The organism is Massilia varians (assembly GCF_027923905.1).
GTDB classification, from domain to species: domain Bacteria; phylum Pseudomonadota; class Gammaproteobacteria; order Burkholderiales; family Burkholderiaceae_D; genus Telluria; species Telluria varians_B.
Window position 1 is genome coordinate 2517823 of sequence record NZ_AP026966.1, and the last position, 17826, is coordinate 2535648.

Here is a 17826-nt window from a genome sequence, read left to right on the forward strand (position 1 = left end):
GAGTGTTTCGGGGCAATTGAATCGGGCTTGCCAATGGTAAAGTTGTGCCATCAACAAGCCTGGAGGCACCCATGAAAGCCCTGATTCTCTCTGCAGCCCTGGCGGCGGCATCCTTCCCGGCCCTGGCCCAGACCAATGTCAGCATCAGTGTCGGCCAGCCCGGCTTCTACGGCCGCATCGACCTCGGCGATGGCTACCGCAGCTACGGCCCGCCGCCCGTGTACGTGGCCGAGCCGGTGATCATCGAGCGCCGCCACCGGGTGCGCGCCGAGCCGGTCTACCTGCGCGTCCCGCCGGGCCACCGCAAGAACTGGAGCAAGCATTGCCGCAAGTACGGCGCCTGCGGCCAGCCGGTGCTGTTCGTGCAGGACCGCTGGTACTCGGACGTGTACGTGCCGCGCTACCGCGAAGTGCATTACCGCGAGCGCTACGATGACCGTGGCCACGGACGCGGCCATCATGGCGAGCGCGGCCACGGCAGGGACCACGATCGCGGTCACGGCCATGGCAAGGGCCACGGCCGCGGCCACGACTGAACCGGCAGCTTTACTGCGGCAGCGGCGCCCCCGCCGGCAGCAAGCCCTGCGCCACCAGCTCCTGCCAGAACGCGGCCGGAATCTTGACGCCCATCAGGTCGGCATTGCGGCGCAGGTGACGCGTGCTGCTGGCGCCCGGGATGGTGGCGACCACCACCGGGTGGGCCGCGCCGAACTGCAGCGCCGCCGCCGGCAGGTCGACCCCATGGCGCGCCGCCACCTGGCGCAGCCGTTCGCGCAGCGCGAAGTGCTGCGGCTTGGCCGGCACGTAATCGTAATGGTCGCCGCCGGCCAGGAAACCCGAGTTGAACGGACCGCCCAGCACGATGCCGGCGCCGCGCTCGCCGCATAGCGGGAACAGCGCCTCCAGCGGCGTGGTTTCCATCAGCGTGTAGCGCCCGGCCAAGAGAAAAATGTCGGGGTCCGAGTCGCGCAGCGCGCGCAGGCAGGGTTCGACCGTGTTCACGCCCAGGCCCCAGGCCTTGATCAGGCCTTCCTCGCGCATCCGCACCAATTCTTCAAAAGCGCCGCCGCGGCCGGCCGCGATCCGGTAATGGTGGTCGAAGGCGTCGCCCAGGTGGTCGGGCGAGAGGTCGTGCACGTAGACGATGTCGATGCTGCCGAGGGCCAGGCGCTGCAGGCTGTCCTCGACCGAGCGACGTGCGCCGGCAGCACTGTAGTCGGTCAGGCGCCGGAACGGCAGTGAAGAGACAAAAGGCGGGGCGATGTCGCCGTTCGGGTCGGGCACCAGCACCCGCCCGACCTTGGTCGACAGCGTGTAGTCGCGGCGCGGGCGGCTGCGCAGGGCCTGGCCGAAGCGGTGCTCGGACAGGCCGGTGCCGTAGTGCGGGGCGGTGTCGAAATAGCGGATGCCCGCCTCCCACGCGGCGTCGACGGTGGTGCCGGCCGCCTCGTCGCCCGTGGTGTGGTACATGTCGCCCAGTCCGGTGCCGCCAAGGCCCAGGCGCGAGATCGGTCGGTAGCGCTGGTTCACGTGCAGTCCTTTCGTGTCGATTGGCTGGCGCCATGCTACACCGGCGCGCGGCGCGCACCGTTGGGCGCCGCCGCCGCGGACTCTGCAAGACGAGGCATGGCGCCGCAGGCTTTGCGCCGACGTAGTAAGATTGCCACATCGCCCATGTGCTGGCATTGCCGGACGGGCGCACCATGAAGGAGCTTACTTTGCGTAGCGAAATCGTGATCGTGGGTGGCGGGGCGGGCGGCCTGGAACTGGCCTGCAAACTGGGCCGCAAGCTGGGGCCCTCGAAGGTGACGCTGGTCGACAGCCGGCTCTACCACATCTGGAAGCCCTCGCTGCACGAGGTCGCGGCCGGCACCCTGGACATCCACCAGGAAGGCCTCTCCTACCAGATGCTGGCGTACGACAACAGCTTCAATTTCGTGTTCGGACCGATGACGGCGCTCGATGCCGCCTCGAAAACCATCACCGTGGGCGCGATCCTGGCGGCGACCGACAACGACGAGGTCCTGCCCGAGCGCCGCCTCGCCTACGGTTCGCTTGTGCTTGCGGTCGGCAGCACCTCGAACTACTTCGGCGTGCCCGGGGCCAAGGAGCACACCATTTCCCTGAATGCCACGGAAGACGCCGAGCGCTTCCGGCTGCGCATGCTGCGCCTGATGCTGGCCGCCGAGCAGGAGCGCGAGGAGGGCGGCGCCGCGGGACTCGACGTGGTGATCATCGGCGGCGGCGCCACCGGGGTGGAACTGGCGGCCGAGCTGCGCGAAGCCTCCAGCGCCTACGTCAACTACGGTTTCGACCAGCTCGACGGCAAGCGCGACGTGCGCATCACCATCCTGGAGGGCGCCCCGCGGGTACTGGCGCCGCTGCCGGAAAAGGTTTCGAGCGCGGCCACCGAGCTGCTGGGCAAGCGCGGCATCCGCGTGGTGACCGATTGCCGGGTCATCCAGATCGATGCCGACCGGGTGATCGACAAGGACGGCAAGGTCTATCCCGCCAATCTGTGCGTGTGGGCCGCCGGGATCAAGGCACCCGACCTGCTGGCATCAACGGGCCTGCCGACCGCCAGGGGCGGGCAGGTCGAGGTCGACCCGCACCTGCGCGTGAAAGGCGCGGACGACATCTATGCGCTGGGCGACTGCGCCGCCTGCGTCGACGGCAAGGGCAATGCGGTGCCACCGCGCGCCCAGGCCGCCCACCAGCAGGCCGACTACCTGGTCACGACCTTCCTGCGCAAGTCCAAGGGCCATGCGCCGCAGGAGCGGCCGTACGAATACCGCGACTACGGTTCGCTGGTGTCGGTGGGCCGCTCCACCAGCGTGGGCAGCCTGATGGGCTCATTGCGTGGGGCCAGCTGGTTCGTGCAGGGTACGATGGCGCGCCTGATGTACACCAGCCTGCACCTGATGCACCACCGCGCGGTGCTCGGCACCATGCGCACCGGGGTGCTGGCGCTGGCGCGCTTCCTGGTGCGGCGCGCCACGCCGCTGGTGAAACTGCACTAAAAGTAGGGTGCACGGCGCCGTGCGCGCGTTCGACTGCTGCGTGAATAATCGCGTCGCATCAATTCATGTTGGGTTTGAACGCGCGGACGGCATAGCCGTCCACCCTACGAGAGCCGGTTTTAGCCCGGCGCCTGCTTCGGCAAGGTCATGCGCAGCAGCGTGCCGCCGCTCTCGCCGGCGCCGAGTTCCAGGGTGCCGCCCAGGAAGCGCGCGCGTTCGCGCAGCAGGCGCAGGCCGTGGCAGCTGGTCGATTCCAGCACCTTGCCGGCGTTCGGCAGGCCGCGGCCGTTGTCGCGAATGGTCAGCATCACCTGCTCGCCGTCGTCGTCCAGGATCACGTCGACCTCGGTCGCGCTTGCATGCGCGGCCACGTTGCGCAGGCCTTCCTCGACGCAGCGCAGCAGCACCACGCCCTGGGTACGGGTATACGACCCGTCCTCGTCGGGCAGGCTGGCACGGGCCTTGAAGCCGTGGGCGGCGGCGAAACCCGGGACCAGTTCGGCCAGCGCGGCCTTCAGGCCGAGGAACTCGAGCTTGTCGTTCCACAGCTCGAGCTGCATCTTGCGGTTGGTCTCGATGATGTTGGCGAGCAGCGCCTTCATCTGCGCGCTGCGGTCGCGCATCGACTGGTTCTCGGCCGGGATGTGCTGGCTGAGCAGGGCGAGATGCATGGTCAGCGCCGTCATCGACGAGCCCAGGCTGTCGTGGAGCTGGCGTGCCAGCAGGCGGCGTTCCTCGTCCCAGCAGGCGGCGAGGTAGCCCAGCATCTCGGTGAGTTCAGCAGTGCGGTCCGCGCCCGGCCCCGTGGTGGCCACGGCGCCGGCGGGCTGCTGATGTGCCGGTTCGGTCATCGTAGGCTCGGTTAAATGTTTCCCCAAATCATACAACAGTTGGCGCGGAGGCGGCGCGCAAGCCAGGTGAATTGTAGCGGCGGGGTCGACCCGAAACAGCGTGCGCTGCCGTACAGTCGCGTCAGTGGTTTCGGGCGAAGCTTGCGTCGTAGGCATACCAATTTATCAATAACCGGGGTAATACAATGACGACCGCAAGCAAATCGCAGGATGCCATCACGCTGCTCACCGCGCAGCACCGCGAAGTCCACGCAATGTTCGAGAAGTTCGAGAACATGACCGACCGTGCCAAGGTCAGCAAGAAAAAACTTGCCGACGAGATCTGCCAGGCCCTGATCATGCACACCACCATCGAGGAAGAGATCCTGTATCCGGCGGTGCGCGAAGCAACGGAGGAAACCGAGGACATGGTCGACGAGGCCGTCGTCGAGCACGCCTCGGCCAAGGACCTGATCGCCCAGATCCAGGAAATGGACCCGGGCGACGACCTGTACGACGCCAAGGTGAAGGTGCTGGGCGAACTGGTCGACCACCACGTCGAGGAAGAAGAAAAGGAAATGTTCCCGAAGATGAAGGAACTGAAGCTGGACCTGCAAGCGCTGGGCCAGGAGATGGCGGCCCGGGCCGCCGAGCTGCAGTAACCGACCCCGGTCCCGGCGCTGCGGGCTTGGCCGGGGCCTTGCCTCAGACGGCGTCGGCCTGCGCCGGCGCCAGCGCTTCCAGCAGCTGGTCCATGCCGACCGGCTTGACCAGGTGCTGGTCGAAGCCCGCTTCCATCACGCGCCGCTTGTCTTCCGCTAAGCCGTAGCCGGTCAGTGCGATCAGGCGGATGTGGGAGGTGGCCGGGTCGCCGCGCAGGCGGCGCGCCACCTCGTAGCCGTCGATGCCGGGCAGGCCGATGTCGACCAGCGCCGCGGCCGGGCGGCCGGTCAGCGCGGCGGCCACGCCCTGCAGCCCATCGGCGGCGGTGTCCACCGGAAAGCCGTGGGCGGCCAGCATGGTCGCCATCATCTCGCGGCCGTCTTCATTGTCTTCGATCAGGAGCACCGCCGGCTTGCCGGAATTATCGCCGCTCGACTGCTGCGCGCCGGTGGCGGGCAGCAGCGGTTCGGTGCGCGGCAGGCGGATCATGAAGGTGCTGCCGCTGCCGCTGCCGTCGCTATGGGCGCTGACGCTGCCGCCATGCAGCTCGACCAGGCGCCGCACCAGCGACAGGCCGATGCCCAGGCCGCCCTGCGAGCGGTCGATCGAGATCGCACCCTGCACGAAGACGTCGAACACGTGCGGCAGCAGTTCCTCGGGGATGCCGACGCCGGTATCGCGCACCGTCAGCACCACGTCCTGGCCGGACTGCGCCACGCCGACGTCGATGCCGCCGCCCGCCGGCGTGTACTTGAGCGCGTTGTCCAGCAGGTTGGTGGTGATCTGCTCGAGGCGGGTCGGGTCGCCGTCGACCCAGTTCGGGGCCAGGTCGACGCTGATGCGGTAGCCGGCCGAGCGGCCGGTGGCGCGCAGGGTCTCGAGGCAACCCGAGACCAGGTTCGACAAATCGATGGGCTTGCGCGACAAGAGGATCTTGCCCGACATCGCGCGCGACAGGTCGAGCAGGTCGTCGACGATGCGCGACAGGTGCTGGCTCTGGCGCTGGATGATCTGCTTGGCGCGGCTCACCGTCTCGGCGTTGGCGCCGGCCATGCCGATCAGCGAGGAAGCGCTGCTGATCGCCGACAGCGGGTTGCGCAGCTCGTGGCCGAGCATGGCGAGGAATTCGTCCTTGGCGTGGCTCTTGCGTTCGGCGTCGCGCCGCTCTTCCATCTCGCGCACGAGGCGGCGGTTGGTCGCGGTCAGCTCGGTGGTGCGCTGCGACAGCTTCTCGGCCTGGCGCTTGAGCTGCTCGTTCTTCATGGCCAGCGCCACGAACACCGAGACCTTGGCGTGCAGGATCTGCGGAATCACCGGGGTGAACAGGAAATCGGCGGCGCCGCGCTGGTAGGCCTTCAGGCGGTCGATCTCGTCGGCCAGGAAGGCGGTGACGAAGATGATCGGGATATCCGCCGAGCGCGCGCGCTGGTGGATCGCCTCGGCGGTCTCGAAACCGTCCATCCCGGGCATGTTCACATCGAGCAGGATCACTGCGAAATCGTGGAGCAGCACCTGGCGCAGCGCTTCCTGGCCCGAGCGGGCCGAATGCACCGTGTAATTGCTTTCGTCCGCCCACTGGTCGAGCAGGCTCGTCAGCGCTAGCAAGCTGGCGGCGTCGTCGTTGACGACCAGGATCTTGGGTTTGTCAGTGTGTGCCACGATGGTTCGTTGTGCTTTCGCTAAAAGACTTTACTTTCAGGAAAGATCATATCAAAACAAGAGTGTTGCGTTTTAAAAACACTGTAATAACGGGGAATGATATCACGGGCAATTTAGGTGCAAATAAGCAAAACTCAATCGTGCGCATGGGTGCATGTACGATGCCGCACATACGTCTCGGGGCGCCTGTGCGATAGTGAAAACGTCCAGTTCAACCGACTCCATGGGAACGGGGCTGCCACCACGAAAGGACAGAAAATGAATATCAACTCTATCGTCAACCAGGATTATCACGGCAAATCCTTCCGTGAGCTCGTCGATTCGCCGCTGACCGCGCTGTGCGGCGTCAATGAACAGCAGGCCGCTGCCTTTGCCGCGGCGGGCGTGCACACGATCGGCGACCTTGCCAATATGCAAATCGTCAACTACGCAGTCGCCATCAAGGCGCTGTCGAGCTGTGAAAATGCCTCGAGCAAGGAGCAGGCCGAAGAAGAACTGCTCGACGACGCCGTCGAGATGACCTTCCCGGCCAGCGACCCGGTATCGGTCCAGTCCAGCATCACCCGCATCGAAGTGGCGCCGGACAAGGTCGACGCCAGCCGCGATCACCAGGCTGCCCAGGCGATCGAGTCGCACAGCGAGGACATGCTGCGTTCGGCGGAAATCAATACCAGGTATCTGCAGAAGGACGAAGGCGGCAATCGCTGATCGATCGGCGCTGTTTGGATTCATGATGGGCCACCGGCAGCGGAAGCTGCCGGTGGCCCGTTTATATTAAGTTGAGACTGATGAAAATCGGCCGCGATGACGCCCGTGGCATCGTCGCGGCCGATTCGTGTGCCGACCGGGAGCGTCAGCGATGCGCCGCCGTTTCCACCGGCGCCGGCATCTTGGCGGCCGACTGGCGGTTGGCCGCCGGCGAGCAGAAGCGGTTCTTGCCGGCGCGCTTGGCTTCGTACAGGGCGTAGTCGGCGATGCTGATCAAGGCGTCGACCGATTCGGCATCGTCCGGATAGATGCTGATGCCGATCGAGGTCGACAGGCGCAAGGTCAGGTCGTTGATGAAATAGGGCTCGGACACGGCTTCGACCAGCTTGGCCGCCGGACCCTGGGCGTCGGCCAGGCTGTGGATCTCGCCCAGCACCACCATGAATTCGTCGCCGCCGAGGCGGGCCACGGTATCTTCCTTGCGGGAATTGGCCAGCAGGCGCTGCGACACCATCTTGAGGATGTCGTCGCCATAGGCATGGCCGTAGGTGTCGTTGATCGCCTTGAAGCCGTCCAGGTCGAGGTACATGATCGCGGCCTTGGTGTGGCTGCGGTTGGCGTGCTGCAGGGCTGTCTCGATGCGGTCTTCGAGCAGGCGGCGGTTGGGCAGGCCGGTGAGGGCGTCGTGCAGCGCCAGCTCCTGCTGCGCGCGCGAATACTGCGCCAGCTCCTTGTAGAGCAGGCGTACTTCCAGCATGTTGTGGATGCGCTTGTGTACTTCGAGCAGGTCGAAGGGCTTGCTGATGAAGTCGCGGGCGCCGGCTTCCAGCGCGGCGATCTTGAAGCTCGGCTGGGCGGTCAGGGCCAGCACCGGCAGGTAGCCGCCCTGTTCGATCTCCTTCAGGCCCGGCATCTGCAGGTCGAGCAGGATCAGGTCGTAGTTGTGCTCGCGATGCAGCGGGCACACCTGTTCCGGCAGCATCGTCGAACTGACGCAGGTGTAGCCTTCCTCGCGCAATATCTCTTCCATCAGCTCGATATTGTCGGGCGAATCGTCCACCACCAGGATCTTCGCGTTCAAAATGTCTTGTCTGCTCGGCATGCTCATTCTCTTCTACGCTGTCGGAAACGTGTTCCATTTCCTTTTGGAATGGACACCTCCCATATCTTCATAGTCTAGCAAAAGCCTAAAAATTTCTTGTAGGACAGCGCCGCGTGTCCGGGTAGGAGCATTATCGACCAAGTCCGCGCCCGGCGCCATTCACCATCTGTGCAGTCGGCACCGCTACCGACGTGATGGCGGCGATGAGTTCTCCCGGCTCCACCGGCTTCGAAATATGGGTCGAAAATCCCGCTTCCAGGGCCTTCAGGCGGTCCTCGGGCCGGGCAAAGGCGGTCAGGGCGATGGCCGGCAACTGGCCGCCGGCCTCGCGCGGCAGTGCCCGTACCCAGCCGATCAGTTCGAACCCGTCGACCTCGGGCATGCCCAGGTCGCTCACCAGGACGTCCGGGCGGTCGCTGCGCAGGGCGTCGAAGGCTTCGCGCGCGCTCGCCGCCACCCGCACCCGGGCATGGCAGTCGGTCAGGATGCGCGCGATCAGCTCGCGGCTGTCGCGCGCGTCGTCCACCACCAGCACCGTCAGCCCGGCCAGGTTGCGCAGTGCGCCGTCGGGCGGCTCGGGCGCCGGGGCGGGCGCGGGCGCGGGCATCGCCCGGGCCGGGCGGCTGCTTGAGGCCGGCGCCTCGGCGCGCGGCAGCTCGATCGTGAAGCTGGCGCCCTGGCCCTCGCCGGCGCTCTCGGCCCGCACCGTGCCGCCGTGCTGCTCGACCAGGTGCTTGACGATCGACAGTCCGAGCCCCAGGCCGCCATGCCGGCGCGTCATCGACGCGTCTTCCTGGCGGAAACGCTCGAACACGTGGGTGACGAATTCGGGGCGGATTCCGACGCCGTTGTCGCGCACCGTGATCGCCACCACCTTGCCGCCCTTGGTATCGCGTTCGCTGATCTCGACCGCCACCAGGCCGTCGCGCGGGGTGAACTTGATCGCATTCGACAGCAGGTTCCAGATGACCTGTTGCAGCCGGCCGGTGTCGCCGGCCACGAGGGCGCCCGGCGCCAGGTAGTGCTTCTCGATGGCGATGTGCTTGGCATCGGCCGCCGGACGCACGGTCTCGATGGCGGCGTCGATGAAGCTGGAAGGCAGGATCGCCTGCATGTCGAGCAGCACCTTGCCCGAGGTGATACGGCTCATGTCGAGCAGGTCCTCGATCAGCTGGGCCTGGGCGCGCGCATTGCGTTCGATGGTTTGCAGGCCGCGCTGCAGGTCGGCGCCGTCGCGGCTGCCGCGGCGCAGGACCTGCGACCAGCCCAGGATCGCCGACAGCGGGGTGCGCAGCTCGTGCGACAGGGTGGCCAGGAACTCGTCCTTCATCTGGCTGCTGCGCTCGGCCTCGGCGCGCGCTTCGCGTTCGTTCTCGAGCAGCACCTTGCGCTCCTCGGCCGCGCGGCGCGTCGCTTCGTACAGGCGGGCGTTGTCGACGGCGATCGCGGCCTGGGCGGCGATGCCGCGCACGATGCGCTCGCTGCGTTCGGTAAATACCGCGGGTTCCGGATGGCCGAAGAACATGGTGCCGAGCAGCTCGCCCGAGCGCGCCGCCACCGGCACCGCCATGTAGCTGCGCAGCGCCGGCTCCCCGGCGGCCGGGTGCCCGCCCGGCAGCCCGAAGCGCGGCGCGCTGCCCGCATAGTGCGGGTCGCGGGCGATGTCCTCGATGCGCACCACGCCTTCGCTGCGCAGGGCCGGCGGGTAGAGCGTGCTGGCCTGCGCTTCGCCGAAGGTCTGGAATTCGCTCGAGGTCGCGCCCGACAGCGTGACCATCGAGAACAGGGCGCCGTCGCCGTCCTGGCCGTAGTGGACGAAGGCGCCGTAACGCGCGCCGCTCACGCCCAGCGCCGCCTCGGTGGCCGCGCGCAGCAGCGAGCGCAGGTCGCGGGTCGAGGCCAGGATGCTGCCGGTGCTGTTGAGCAGCTCGAGCACGTGCGATTCGTCGCGCAACGCCTGCTCGGCGCGCTTGACCTGGTCGACGTCGGTATTGGTGCCGAACCAGCGCACCACGCGCCCGTCGGCATCGCGCACCGCGCTCAGGCGCGTCAGGTACCAGCGGTAGCTGCCGTCGGCGCCGCGCAGCGGGAATTCCATCTCGAAGGGCTCGCCGCTGCGGATGGTCTCGCGCCAGTGCCGCATCACCGCGGGCAGGGCGTCCGGTTCGACGGTTTCCTGCCAGCCCCAGCCCACGCTGCGCTCCGGGCTGCGGCCGGTGTATTCGTACCAGCGGTCGTTGAACCAGACGATGCCGCCGTCGGTGCCGGCCATCCAGGCCAGCTGCGGGATGGTGTTGGCGAGCGCGCGCAGCAGTTCCTCGCTCTGGCGCAAGGTATCTTCGGCGCTCTTGCGCGAGCTGATGTCCTGCACCACGCCGGTCATGCCGACCAGGGTTTCCTGGCCCTTGCGCTCGGCGTAATCGGGACGGCCGACCAGGGCCACCCAGCGCTCCGCCTGGCGCTCGAGGGCGCCGGTCGCGACCCGGCACTCGATGTTCAGGTCGGCCCGCGCGTCGAACGCCTTGAGCACGGCGCGCCGCACCTGGATGCGGTGCTCGGGATGCAGGCGCGCACGCAGCTGCGGCCAGGGCAGCGGGGTGTCGGCAGGCAGGCCCAGGATGCCGGCCGCGCGCGGCCCCAGGATCACGCGGTCGAGCGCGGCGTCCCAGCGCCAGTCGCCCAGGCGCCCGGCCGCCAGCGCCACCTGCAGGCGGTTGTTGTTCTCGACCAGGGCCTGCTGGTCCAGCTTGCGCTGGGTGATGTCCTGGAAGTACAGGGTCAGGCCGTCCGGCGAAGGATGCAGGCGCATTTCCAGCCAGCACTGCAGGCGCACGTAATAAAAGTCGCGCACCACGGTCTCGCGCCGGTCCATGGCGCGCCGGCAGTCCTCGGCCACCGAGGTCCCGTGCAGGTCTTCGAACTCGTCCCACAGGTTCTTGCCGATCAGGCCCGCGCGGTGCTTGTCGAGCGGGGCGATCATGTCGAGCGCACGTCCGTTGATGTAGATGATGCGCCACTCGCGGTCGACCGCGCAGAAGCCGTCGGACAGGCTTTCGAGCATGTTCTCCATGCGCTCGTTGGCACGGCGCAGCGCTTCCTGTGCCCCCAGCAGCTCTTCCTCGGCGCGCTGACGCGCCGCCAGCACGCTCTGGGCGTTGCGCAGCGCGGCGCTGCGCATCATCTCGAGTTCGTGTTCGTCGCTCACGCGGCCCCCTCCAGCAGTGCGCTTGCCAGGCGCGTGCCTTCGACCCGTGCGCGCACCTTGGCAAAGGCGCTCGCGCGGCTGATGCTGTCGTCGTCGAAGAAGGGGGCGAAGCCGGCATCGTCGGTCGTGCCCAGGCGCCGCAGGTCGAGGTAGCGGGCCGCCAGCAGCACCCGGTCGCGCACCTGTGCGGCGCTCTCGATCCGCGTGTCGAAGGGATCGACGACGCCGACGAACACGCGCTGATCGGGGCGCGCATAGTCGCGCGCGATGCGCAGCACGCGCTCCGGGTCGGGCTGTCCGGCCATCGCGATATAGAAGCTGCCGGCGCGGATCTCGAACAGCGCCGGCAGCAGATCGGCGTAGTCGACTTCGGTCTCCTGCGCGCCGGCGCCGGACCCGGGCGGCCGGACCCCGGCCGCCGACACGTGCAGTCCGATCAGGGCGCGTTCGGCCGCGGAAAAGCGCGCCAGCGCCATATTGTTCAGGTGGACGAAGCTGGCCAGCAGGGCCCCGCTCGGGTCGAGCCGCATCGCCAGCGGACCTTCGGCGAAATCGATCTGCACCTTGTGGGCGCCGGCCTCGAGGCAGCGCCGGATCTCGGTCTCGTGTTCGCGCACCAGGTCGTCAAGGAATTGTTCGCGCGTATAGCCTTCAAGGCCGTCGGGCGGGTAGAGCAGCGACAGCGCCGACGGCGAGATGATGGCCTGCTTGATCAAGGTGCGCGGCCGGGTCGCGTGGCGGCGCGCCGCGCGCAGGTACTGGTCGGCGTAGCACTGGTAACGGAAGGGGCCGTGCGTGAGACGCGGCATGCGGTGGCTGGTGGGGCCGGCACCGCTTTGCACGGGGATGCGGAAGCCGTCCGGCGCGGTGTTGGCCGCGCCGCGTACCGGATAGCTCCAGAAATTCTCGAGCTTGCCCTGCTCGCCGTCGCTGATGACCGGCGCGCCGGTCGCCTCGAAATCCAGCACGGTGGCGCGCACCGCCGCCTCGAGCAGGGGCGCGAGCGCGCGATCCGCGGCGCCGCCGCGGATCGCGGCGATCAGCTCGGGCGGACGTGGAATGCTGCCGATCGGTTCAGTTGGAATCATCAGTGCTGGCATGGTGGCAGGCGCCGGACGCACGGCTGCGCGCGGCCTGGTACGGGCCATTGTAGCCCAGCCGGAGCCTGCCGGCACGTGGCACCGGCCTCACCTGGCGGGCGCCGGCTGGCGCGCCACCTTTTCCAGGGCATCCTGGAGCTGGTCCAGCTCGTAGGGCTTCTGGAGCGACAGGTAGGGGAACTCGAGGTGGCGCAGCAGCGAATCGCCGTAGCCCGAGGCGAAGATCACCTTCAGCGCCGGATAGTCCTCGAGGGCGCGGCGCGCCAGGTCGACGCCCGACATGCCGGGCAGGCTGACGTCCGAGAACAGCACCTGATAACGCTGCCTGGCCAGCAGGGCGAGGGCGTCGTCCGGATGGGCCACGCCGTCCGCCTCGTGGCCGAAGGCCTTGAGCATCTCGCAGACCAGGTACTGGGAGTCGAGGTTGTCCTCGACCACCAGGATGCGCAGCGCGGTGTCCTCGGGTTCCGGCGCCTGCGCGGCGGGCGCGGCGGCCGGGGGCGCGAGCAGGACGTGGATGCCGCCGATGCCGCCGTCGCCGTCGGGCAGCGGCGTCAGGCGCAGGTCGCAGCGATGTTCGACCAGGCCGTCCGCGTGGCGAAAGCCCAGCTGCGCGCCCGCCACCAGGCCGGCTTGTCCGGACCAGGCATGCTGCAGGGCGGCGCCGGCGGCCGACAGGGGCGGCGGCAGCACCGAGGGCACCGAGCCGCCCGGCACCCGACCGCAGCCCAGGCCGGCCAGATCGGCATAGGCCTCGTTGAAGACCAGGACGGTTTCGCGCCCCCACACCAGCAATCCCGGCAGGGGGGAATTGAGCAGCAGGTCGGCGGCCACGCGCAGCGGCGTGGGCCAGCGGGCGGGCTCGCCGAGGCTGCTCCCGGACCAGTCGTAGGAGCTAACGGTGCGCGGATCGTGTTCAGGCATGGGCAGACTGTTGTAGGAACGAAAACATGGCGGCCATCCTACACCAAATGCAGGCCAACTGCCGTCTCGATCCGTGCGCTGCCCGCGCGGGCAAAAAAAAGGTTCTTCGCGGGGAATGGGGGAAGACGGGGTTGACGATCTAATCGGGAGGTGGTGGCGGTGGCCTGATGTTGGTAGATTGATAGTCGCCAAACAAATCAGTCTATCAAACCACCGCCATGCTCAATGCTATGTCGTCTGTCCCGTTTTGGGAAGGCCATATTGTCGACACCGTCCAAGAACAAGAAGACGGATCACTGTTAATCGTTCTCGATACCTGCCCGGCAAGGGATGCTGTGTGCGGAGCGTGCCACCAGCCTTGCGCCCTGGTGCATGAGCGCCGAAGGCGTAAGGTGCGCGATCGCGACGTTCTGGACAAGCGCGTCTGGCTCGATGTGCCGGTACGGCGGCTGGACTGCCATCACTGCAATGCACGAGTGGCCGAGCACATTGTTTGGCTCGACCGCCGGGCGCGCATCACGCACCGCGTGCGTCTGTGGGTCGAGGCGCTGGCGCAGTTGCTGCCCATAGCCCATATAGCCCGGTTGACCGGGCTGCACTGGCATACCATCAAAGAGATTGATCATCGGCGACTAAAGCAGCTGCACGGCGACTTCTCGGCGGTGGGCGTACGCCGCTTGGTCATGGACGAATTTGCCCTGCACAAGGGCCATCGCTACGCTACCGTGGCCATGGATGCCGAGCGTATGCGCGTCTTGTGGGTTGGGGAAGGCAACAGCCGGGAAGCGATCCGGCCATTCTTTGAGCTGCTGGGCGAGCAAGGCTGCCAGCGAATCGAGGCGGTGGCCATGGATATGAACACGGCCATGGACCTTGAAGTGCGTCAGCAATGTCCAAACGCGGAGGTGGTCTACGATTTGTTTCATGTCGTGGCCCGCTTCGGCCGCGAAGTCGTCGACCGGGTGCGCGTCGATCAAGCCAATACGTTACGGGCCGAACCAAAAGCGCGCCAGGTCATCAAGCGTAGCCGCTGGCTGTTACTACGCAACCGCGACAACCTCAAGGCCGAACAGGCCGTCAAGCTCGAAGAACTGCTCGCCGCCAATCAGCCGCTGGCAACGGTCTACCTGCTCAAGACCGAATTGAAAGAGATCTGGTATGCGCCATCGGTCCGGGAAGGTGCTCGTCGATGGAAGGCTTGGCTCAAACTCGCCTTGGAAAGCCATATCACACCGCTGATCCAGTTTGCCAAACGGCTGGCCAAGTACCGGCGCGGCATTCTGGCTTCGGCCATCTATCCGATGAACTCATCGATCCTGGAAGGCGTCAACAACCGCATCAAAGTCATCAAGCGCATGGCCTACGGATTTCGGGATGCATCCTACTTCTTCCTGAAAATCAAGGATGCGTTTCCCGGCAAAACGCGATGAACCAAAAAAAAGCCCGCTTCCAGGAAGCGGGCTGAATCTATTTCCTTGGAGGAGAATAGAGGAGACAGGAAGCATGATGCTGCACTGCCGCAAATTCGTCCAATTTATATTTCAAATGACCGCCATCAATATTATTGATGAGCCAGGTTTGTCAACCATGCCGTGGCGTCGCCGCGACGCCAGTCCGGCGGGAGGCGCGCACGCTTGGTGCATGGGTGAAAATGTTCTACGATGGCAACTATGTTCACACCTTCCCGGCTTGCCTGCGCTTGTGCGGCACTGTATTTGCTGCACGCAGGCGGCGGGCTTGCCCCTGTCCGGGCTATTGGGGCGCAGCACGGGCAAGCCGCGCTCGCGCGGGAAGACTGCGCGCTCGATCGGCTGGCCGGGCTCGTGTCGATCAGGGCGCCCGGCGCCCACGGCCGCGCCTTCATGCGCTGCGGCCAGCGCGACGAAGCCTCCCATGCCGGGCTATCATGAGCTCGACCTTCGCCTGGCGTGGCAGGCGCGTCCCGGCGTCGAACCGGCCCTTGCGGGCCGTAACCTGATGCACGCGCGTCATCCCGAGTTCGGGGAGGCGGGCCTGCGCCAACTGGCTGAACGGCATGTGTTCGCCAGCGCAACGCTGCGTTTCTGAAAGCGCCATGACAAGAATGAAGACAAAGCTCCCCGACCGCACGCGTCGCCGCCTGGCCTACCGGGCCCTGGCTCTACCGTTTCCGCTGTTGCTGGCGGGGGTGGGGACGGCGCCGCGCGCGCTGGCAGATGCGGGCGGGGCCGAGGCGCTCGAGCGCCGCGTCAAGGCCGCCTTCCTGTACAAATTCCTCGGCTATGCCGAATTCCCGGCGCATGCCTTTGCAGATCCCGGCGGGCCGCTGACGATCGCCGTGGTCGGCTCCGAGGACATGACCGTCGAACTGGCGCGCATCGCCAGCGGCCGCGCGATCGCGGGCCGTCCAATCGTGGTGCGCCAGGTCGCCATGAACGAGGCGCCGCCGGCCGTGCATCTGCTGTTCGTGGCGGGCGGCGACGCCGAACGGGCCGGCCGCGTGCTGCGCGCCGCCCCGGGCGCCCTCCTGACCGTGACCGAATGCGACGGCGGCCTGCGCTATGGCAGCGTCATCAATTTCCGCATCGTCGACGAGCGCGTGCGTTTCGACGTGTCGCTCGATGCCGCCGAAAAGAAGAACGTGAAGCTCAGTTCGCGCCTGCTGACCGTGGCGAACCGGGTACAGAAGGGAGGATCGTGATGGGCATGCACGATACCGGCTCGGTCCGCAGCAAACTGATCCTGATGGCCGTGGCGACCACCATCGTCGCGCTCCTCACGGCCGCCATCGCCATGATCGTGGTCGACGCGCGCACCTTCCAGCGCGTCTGGATCGACGACCTGAGCACCCAGGCCGACATCGTCGCCGACGTCGCCGCCCCGGCGGTGTCGTTCAACGACAGCGCCGCCGCCGCGCGCAGCCTCGCGGTGCTGCGGGTAAGGCCGCAGATCATGGCTGCCGCCATCTATACCAACAGCGGCCAGCGCTTCGCCACCTATGCCAAGGCCGGAACGGAAGCGGCCTTCCCGGCGCGCCCGGAAAGCGCCGGCTACCGCATGGAGCGCGGCGAACTGGTGGTGTTCCGCCCGATCGTCGAGAACGGCGAGCCGCTCGGCACCGTCTACCTGCGCTCGCGCGTCGGGCTGCTGGACCGGGTGCTCAGCTATGGCGCCATCCTCGGCGGCGTGATGCTGGGCGCGCTCGTGATCGCGGCCCTGGTGGCCTCGCGCCTGCAGGCCTCGATCACCCGGCCGCTGCAGGCGGTGACCAACGTGGCGCGCCAGGTGATGCTGCGGCGCGACTTCTCGCTGCGCGTGCCCGGCAGGGAGAAGGGCGAGATTGGGGTGCTGGTGGAGGCCTTCAACGACATGCTGGCCGAAATCGGGCGCCGCTCGGACGCGCTGCAGGCGGCCAACCGCACGCTCGAACACGAGATGACCGTGCGCGAGCGCGCCGAGCAGGCCCTGATCGTGGCCGACCGCAGGAAAGACGAATTCCTCGCGACCCTGGCGCACGAACTGCGCAATCCGCTGGCGCCGATCCGCACCGGCCTGGACATCCTGCGCATCCGCAGCGGCGACGCCCAGGCGACCCAGCGCGCCACCGACATCATGGAACGCCAGCTGCGCCAGATGGTGCGCCTGGTCGACGACCTGCTGGACGTTTCGCGCATCAATACCGGCATGTTCACCATCAAGATGGGCCGCGTGGAACTCAAGGCCGTGGTCAACGACGCGCTGGAGGTGGTGCGCTCCTATATAGAACTGCACGGCCACGAACTGGTGATCGACCTGCCGGACCGTCCCGTGTTCCTGCATGGCGACGCGACGCGCCTGGCCCAGGTGCTGTCCAACCTCCTGAACAACGCCGCCAAGTACACCAACCGGGGCGGACGCGTCACGCTAAGAGCGGGCGTCGAGGACCGCACCCTGGTGGTGGAAGTGGCTGACACCGGCATCGGCATCGCCCCGGACATGCTCGACACCGTGTTCGACATGTTCGTGCAGGTCGATTCGACGCTCGAGCGCAGCGTGGCCGGCCTGGGCGTCGGCCTGTCGCTGGCGCGCAAGCTGGTGGAGCTGCACGGCGGCACCATCGAGGCCAGATCCGAGGGCCTGGGCCAGGGCACCTGCTTCGTGGTGCGCCTGCCGATCGTGGTCGACCCGGAGCCGATCGCCAAGCCGACGCCGGCCGCCTTCATCAGCACCGAGTCCTATCGCATCCTGCTGGCGGACGACAACGTCGACTTCGTCAACAGCATCGGCGCGCTGCTCACGGCCATGGGCCACAGCGTGGTCATCACCCACAACGGGCCCGACGCGCTGGCGGCGGCGGCCCGCTTCTGCCCGGACTACGCCTTCCTGGACATCGGCCTGCCGCACATGTCGGGCTACGACCTGGCGCGCGGAATCCGCCGCCTGGCCTGCGGCTCGATGACGGTGCTGATCGCCGTCACCGGCTGGGGCCAGGAGAAGGACCGCCAGCTTGCCTTCGAGGCCGGCTTCGACCACCACATGGTCAAGCCGGTGCGTTTCGAGCAGATCGAGGAAATCCTGGGGAACCGCAGCATCATCAAGAAGCTGCGTACCTGATGCGGCACGGGCCTCCGGCGCCGCGCTGTCATGGCGTCGCCGG

At 67.3% G+C, this 17826-nt stretch carries 15 protein-coding genes; 8 read left to right on the forward strand and 7 right to left on the reverse strand.

The window, feature by feature from the left end; genetic code table 11:
* Window positions 1–71: 71 nt before the first annotated feature.
* Window positions 72–536, forward strand: coding sequence for a hypothetical protein (locus MasN3_RS11450; protein ID WP_281914190.1), 465 nt, complete (start codon window positions 72–74; stop codon window positions 534–536).
* A gap of 10 nt (window positions 537–546) precedes the next feature.
* Here MasN3_RS11450 and MasN3_RS11455 read toward each other — a convergent pair whose 3' ends face one another.
* A complete protein-coding gene (locus tag MasN3_RS11455) occupies window positions 547–1530 on the reverse strand; it encodes an aldo/keto reductase (protein WP_281914191.1) in 984 nt (327 codons plus the stop codon).
* Window positions 1531–1718: 188 nt separating this feature from the next.
* On the opposite strand from MasN3_RS11455, the gene MasN3_RS11460 reads away from it, so the two are divergent.
* On the forward strand, window positions 1719–3020 hold the full coding sequence (locus MasN3_RS11460; RefSeq protein ID WP_281914192.1) for an NAD(P)/FAD-dependent oxidoreductase: 1302 nt from the start codon (window positions 1719–1721) through the stop codon (window positions 3018–3020).
* A 119-nt stretch (window positions 3021–3139) separates the two neighbouring features.
* Here MasN3_RS11460 and MasN3_RS11465 read toward each other — a convergent pair whose 3' ends face one another.
* On the reverse strand, window positions 3140–3871 hold the full coding sequence (locus MasN3_RS11465; protein ID WP_281914193.1) for a sensor histidine kinase: 732 nt from the start codon (window positions 3869–3871) through the stop codon (window positions 3140–3142).
* Between the two features lie 185 nt (window positions 3872–4056).
* On the opposite strand from MasN3_RS11465, the gene MasN3_RS11470 reads away from it, so the two are divergent.
* Entirely contained in the window at window positions 4057–4512 is a 456-nt protein-coding gene (locus MasN3_RS11470) for a hemerythrin domain-containing protein (RefSeq protein ID WP_281914194.1), read from the forward strand.
* Between the two features lie 43 nt (window positions 4513–4555).
* Here the strand turns inward: MasN3_RS11470 and MasN3_RS11475 are convergent, their stop codons facing one another.
* A complete protein-coding gene (locus MasN3_RS11475) occupies window positions 4556–6172 on the reverse strand; it encodes a response regulator (RefSeq protein ID WP_281914195.1) in 1617 nt (538 codons plus the stop codon).
* Window positions 6173–6430: 258 nt separating this feature from the next.
* Here MasN3_RS11475 and MasN3_RS11480 point away from each other — a divergent pair, with 258 nt between their 5' ends.
* Window positions 6431–6880, forward strand: coding sequence for a hypothetical protein (locus tag MasN3_RS11480; RefSeq protein ID WP_281914197.1), 450 nt, complete (start codon window positions 6431–6433; stop codon window positions 6878–6880).
* A gap of 145 nt (window positions 6881–7025) precedes the next feature.
* On the opposite strand, the gene MasN3_RS11485 is transcribed toward MasN3_RS11480, so the two are convergent.
* The 4 genes from MasN3_RS11485 to MasN3_RS11500 form a co-directional block, all read right to left on the reverse strand.
* Window positions 7026–7982, reverse strand: coding sequence for a GGDEF domain-containing response regulator (locus MasN3_RS11485; protein ID WP_281914198.1), 957 nt, complete (start codon window positions 7980–7982; stop codon window positions 7026–7028).
* A gap of 130 nt (window positions 7983–8112) precedes the next feature.
* Window positions 8113–11187 (reverse strand): hybrid sensor histidine kinase/response regulator, encoded by a 3075-nt coding sequence (locus MasN3_RS11490; protein WP_281914199.1) that lies wholly within the window; start codon window positions 11185–11187, stop codon window positions 8113–8115.
* Entirely contained in the window at window positions 11184–12275 is a 1092-nt protein-coding gene (locus MasN3_RS11495) for a 5-methyltetrahydropteroyltriglutamate--homocysteine methyltransferase (RefSeq protein ID WP_281914200.1), read from the reverse strand. The genes MasN3_RS11490 and MasN3_RS11495 overlap by 4 nt, the downstream gene beginning before the upstream one ends.
* Window positions 12276–12374: 99 nt before the next feature.
* Entirely contained in the window at window positions 12375–13211 is an 837-nt protein-coding gene (locus MasN3_RS11500) for a response regulator (RefSeq protein WP_281914202.1), read from the reverse strand.
* A 230-nt stretch (window positions 13212–13441) separates the two neighbouring features.
* Between MasN3_RS11500 and MasN3_RS11505 the strand changes: the two genes are divergently transcribed.
* From MasN3_RS11505 to MasN3_RS11520, 4 genes are all read left to right on the forward strand, one after another.
* Window positions 13442–14641, forward strand: coding sequence for an ISL3 family transposase (locus tag MasN3_RS11505; RefSeq protein WP_370662345.1), 1200 nt, complete (start codon window positions 13442–13444; stop codon window positions 14639–14641).
* A gap of 463 nt (window positions 14642–15104) precedes the next feature.
* Window positions 15105–15278: a hypothetical protein gene (locus tag MasN3_RS11510; protein WP_281914204.1), complete on the forward strand. Its 174-nt coding sequence runs from the start codon at window positions 15105–15107 to the stop codon at window positions 15276–15278.
* Window positions 15279–15294: 16 nt separating this feature from the next.
* On the forward strand, window positions 15295–15891 hold the full coding sequence (locus MasN3_RS11515; protein WP_281914205.1) for a YfiR family protein: 597 nt from the start codon (window positions 15295–15297) through the stop codon (window positions 15889–15891).
* Entirely contained in the window at window positions 15891–17783 is a 1893-nt protein-coding gene (locus tag MasN3_RS11520; RefSeq protein ID WP_281914207.1) for a hybrid sensor histidine kinase/response regulator, read from the forward strand. The genes MasN3_RS11515 and MasN3_RS11520 overlap by 1 nt, the downstream gene beginning before the upstream one ends.
* Window positions 17784–17826: the final 43 nt, after the last annotated feature.

What these genes read in the sequence shown, in the direction of transcription:
- MasN3_RS11450 (WP_281914190.1), top strand. Translation starts at nt 72, where the DNA reads ATGAAAGCCCTGATTCTCTCTGCAGCCCTGGCGGCGGCATCCTTCCCG.
- MasN3_RS11465 (WP_281914193.1), bottom strand. Translation starts at nt 3,871, where the DNA reads ATGACCGAACCGGCACATCAGCAGCCCGCCGGCGCCGTGGCCACCACG.
- MasN3_RS11470 (WP_281914194.1), top strand. Translation starts at nt 4,057, where the DNA reads ATGACGACCGCAAGCAAATCGCAGGATGCCATCACGCTGCTCACCGCG.
- MasN3_RS11480 (WP_281914197.1), top strand. Translation starts at nt 6,431, where the DNA reads ATGAATATCAACTCTATCGTCAACCAGGATTATCACGGCAAATCCTTC.
- MasN3_RS11485 (WP_281914198.1), bottom strand. Translation starts at nt 7,982, where the DNA reads ATGCCGAGCAGACAAGACATTTTGAACGCGAAGATCCTGGTGGTGGAC.
- MasN3_RS11495 (WP_281914200.1), bottom strand. Translation starts at nt 12,275, where the DNA reads ATGATTCCAACTGAACCGATCGGCAGCATTCCACGTCCGCCCGAGCTG.
- MasN3_RS11500 (WP_281914202.1), bottom strand. Translation starts at nt 13,211, where the DNA reads ATGCCTGAACACGATCCGCGCACCGTTAGCTCCTACGACTGGTCCGGG.
- MasN3_RS11505 (WP_370662345.1), top strand. Translation starts at nt 13,442, where the DNA reads ATGTCGTCTGTCCCGTTTTGGGAAGGCCATATTGTCGACACCGTCCAA.
- MasN3_RS11510 (WP_281914204.1), top strand. Translation starts at nt 15,105, where the DNA reads ATGCCGGGCTATCATGAGCTCGACCTTCGCCTGGCGTGGCAGGCGCGT.
- MasN3_RS11515 (WP_281914205.1), top strand. Translation starts at nt 15,295, where the DNA reads ATGAAGACAAAGCTCCCCGACCGCACGCGTCGCCGCCTGGCCTACCGG.
- MasN3_RS11520 (WP_281914207.1), top strand. Translation starts at nt 15,891, where the DNA reads ATGGGCATGCACGATACCGGCTCGGTCCGCAGCAAACTGATCCTGATG.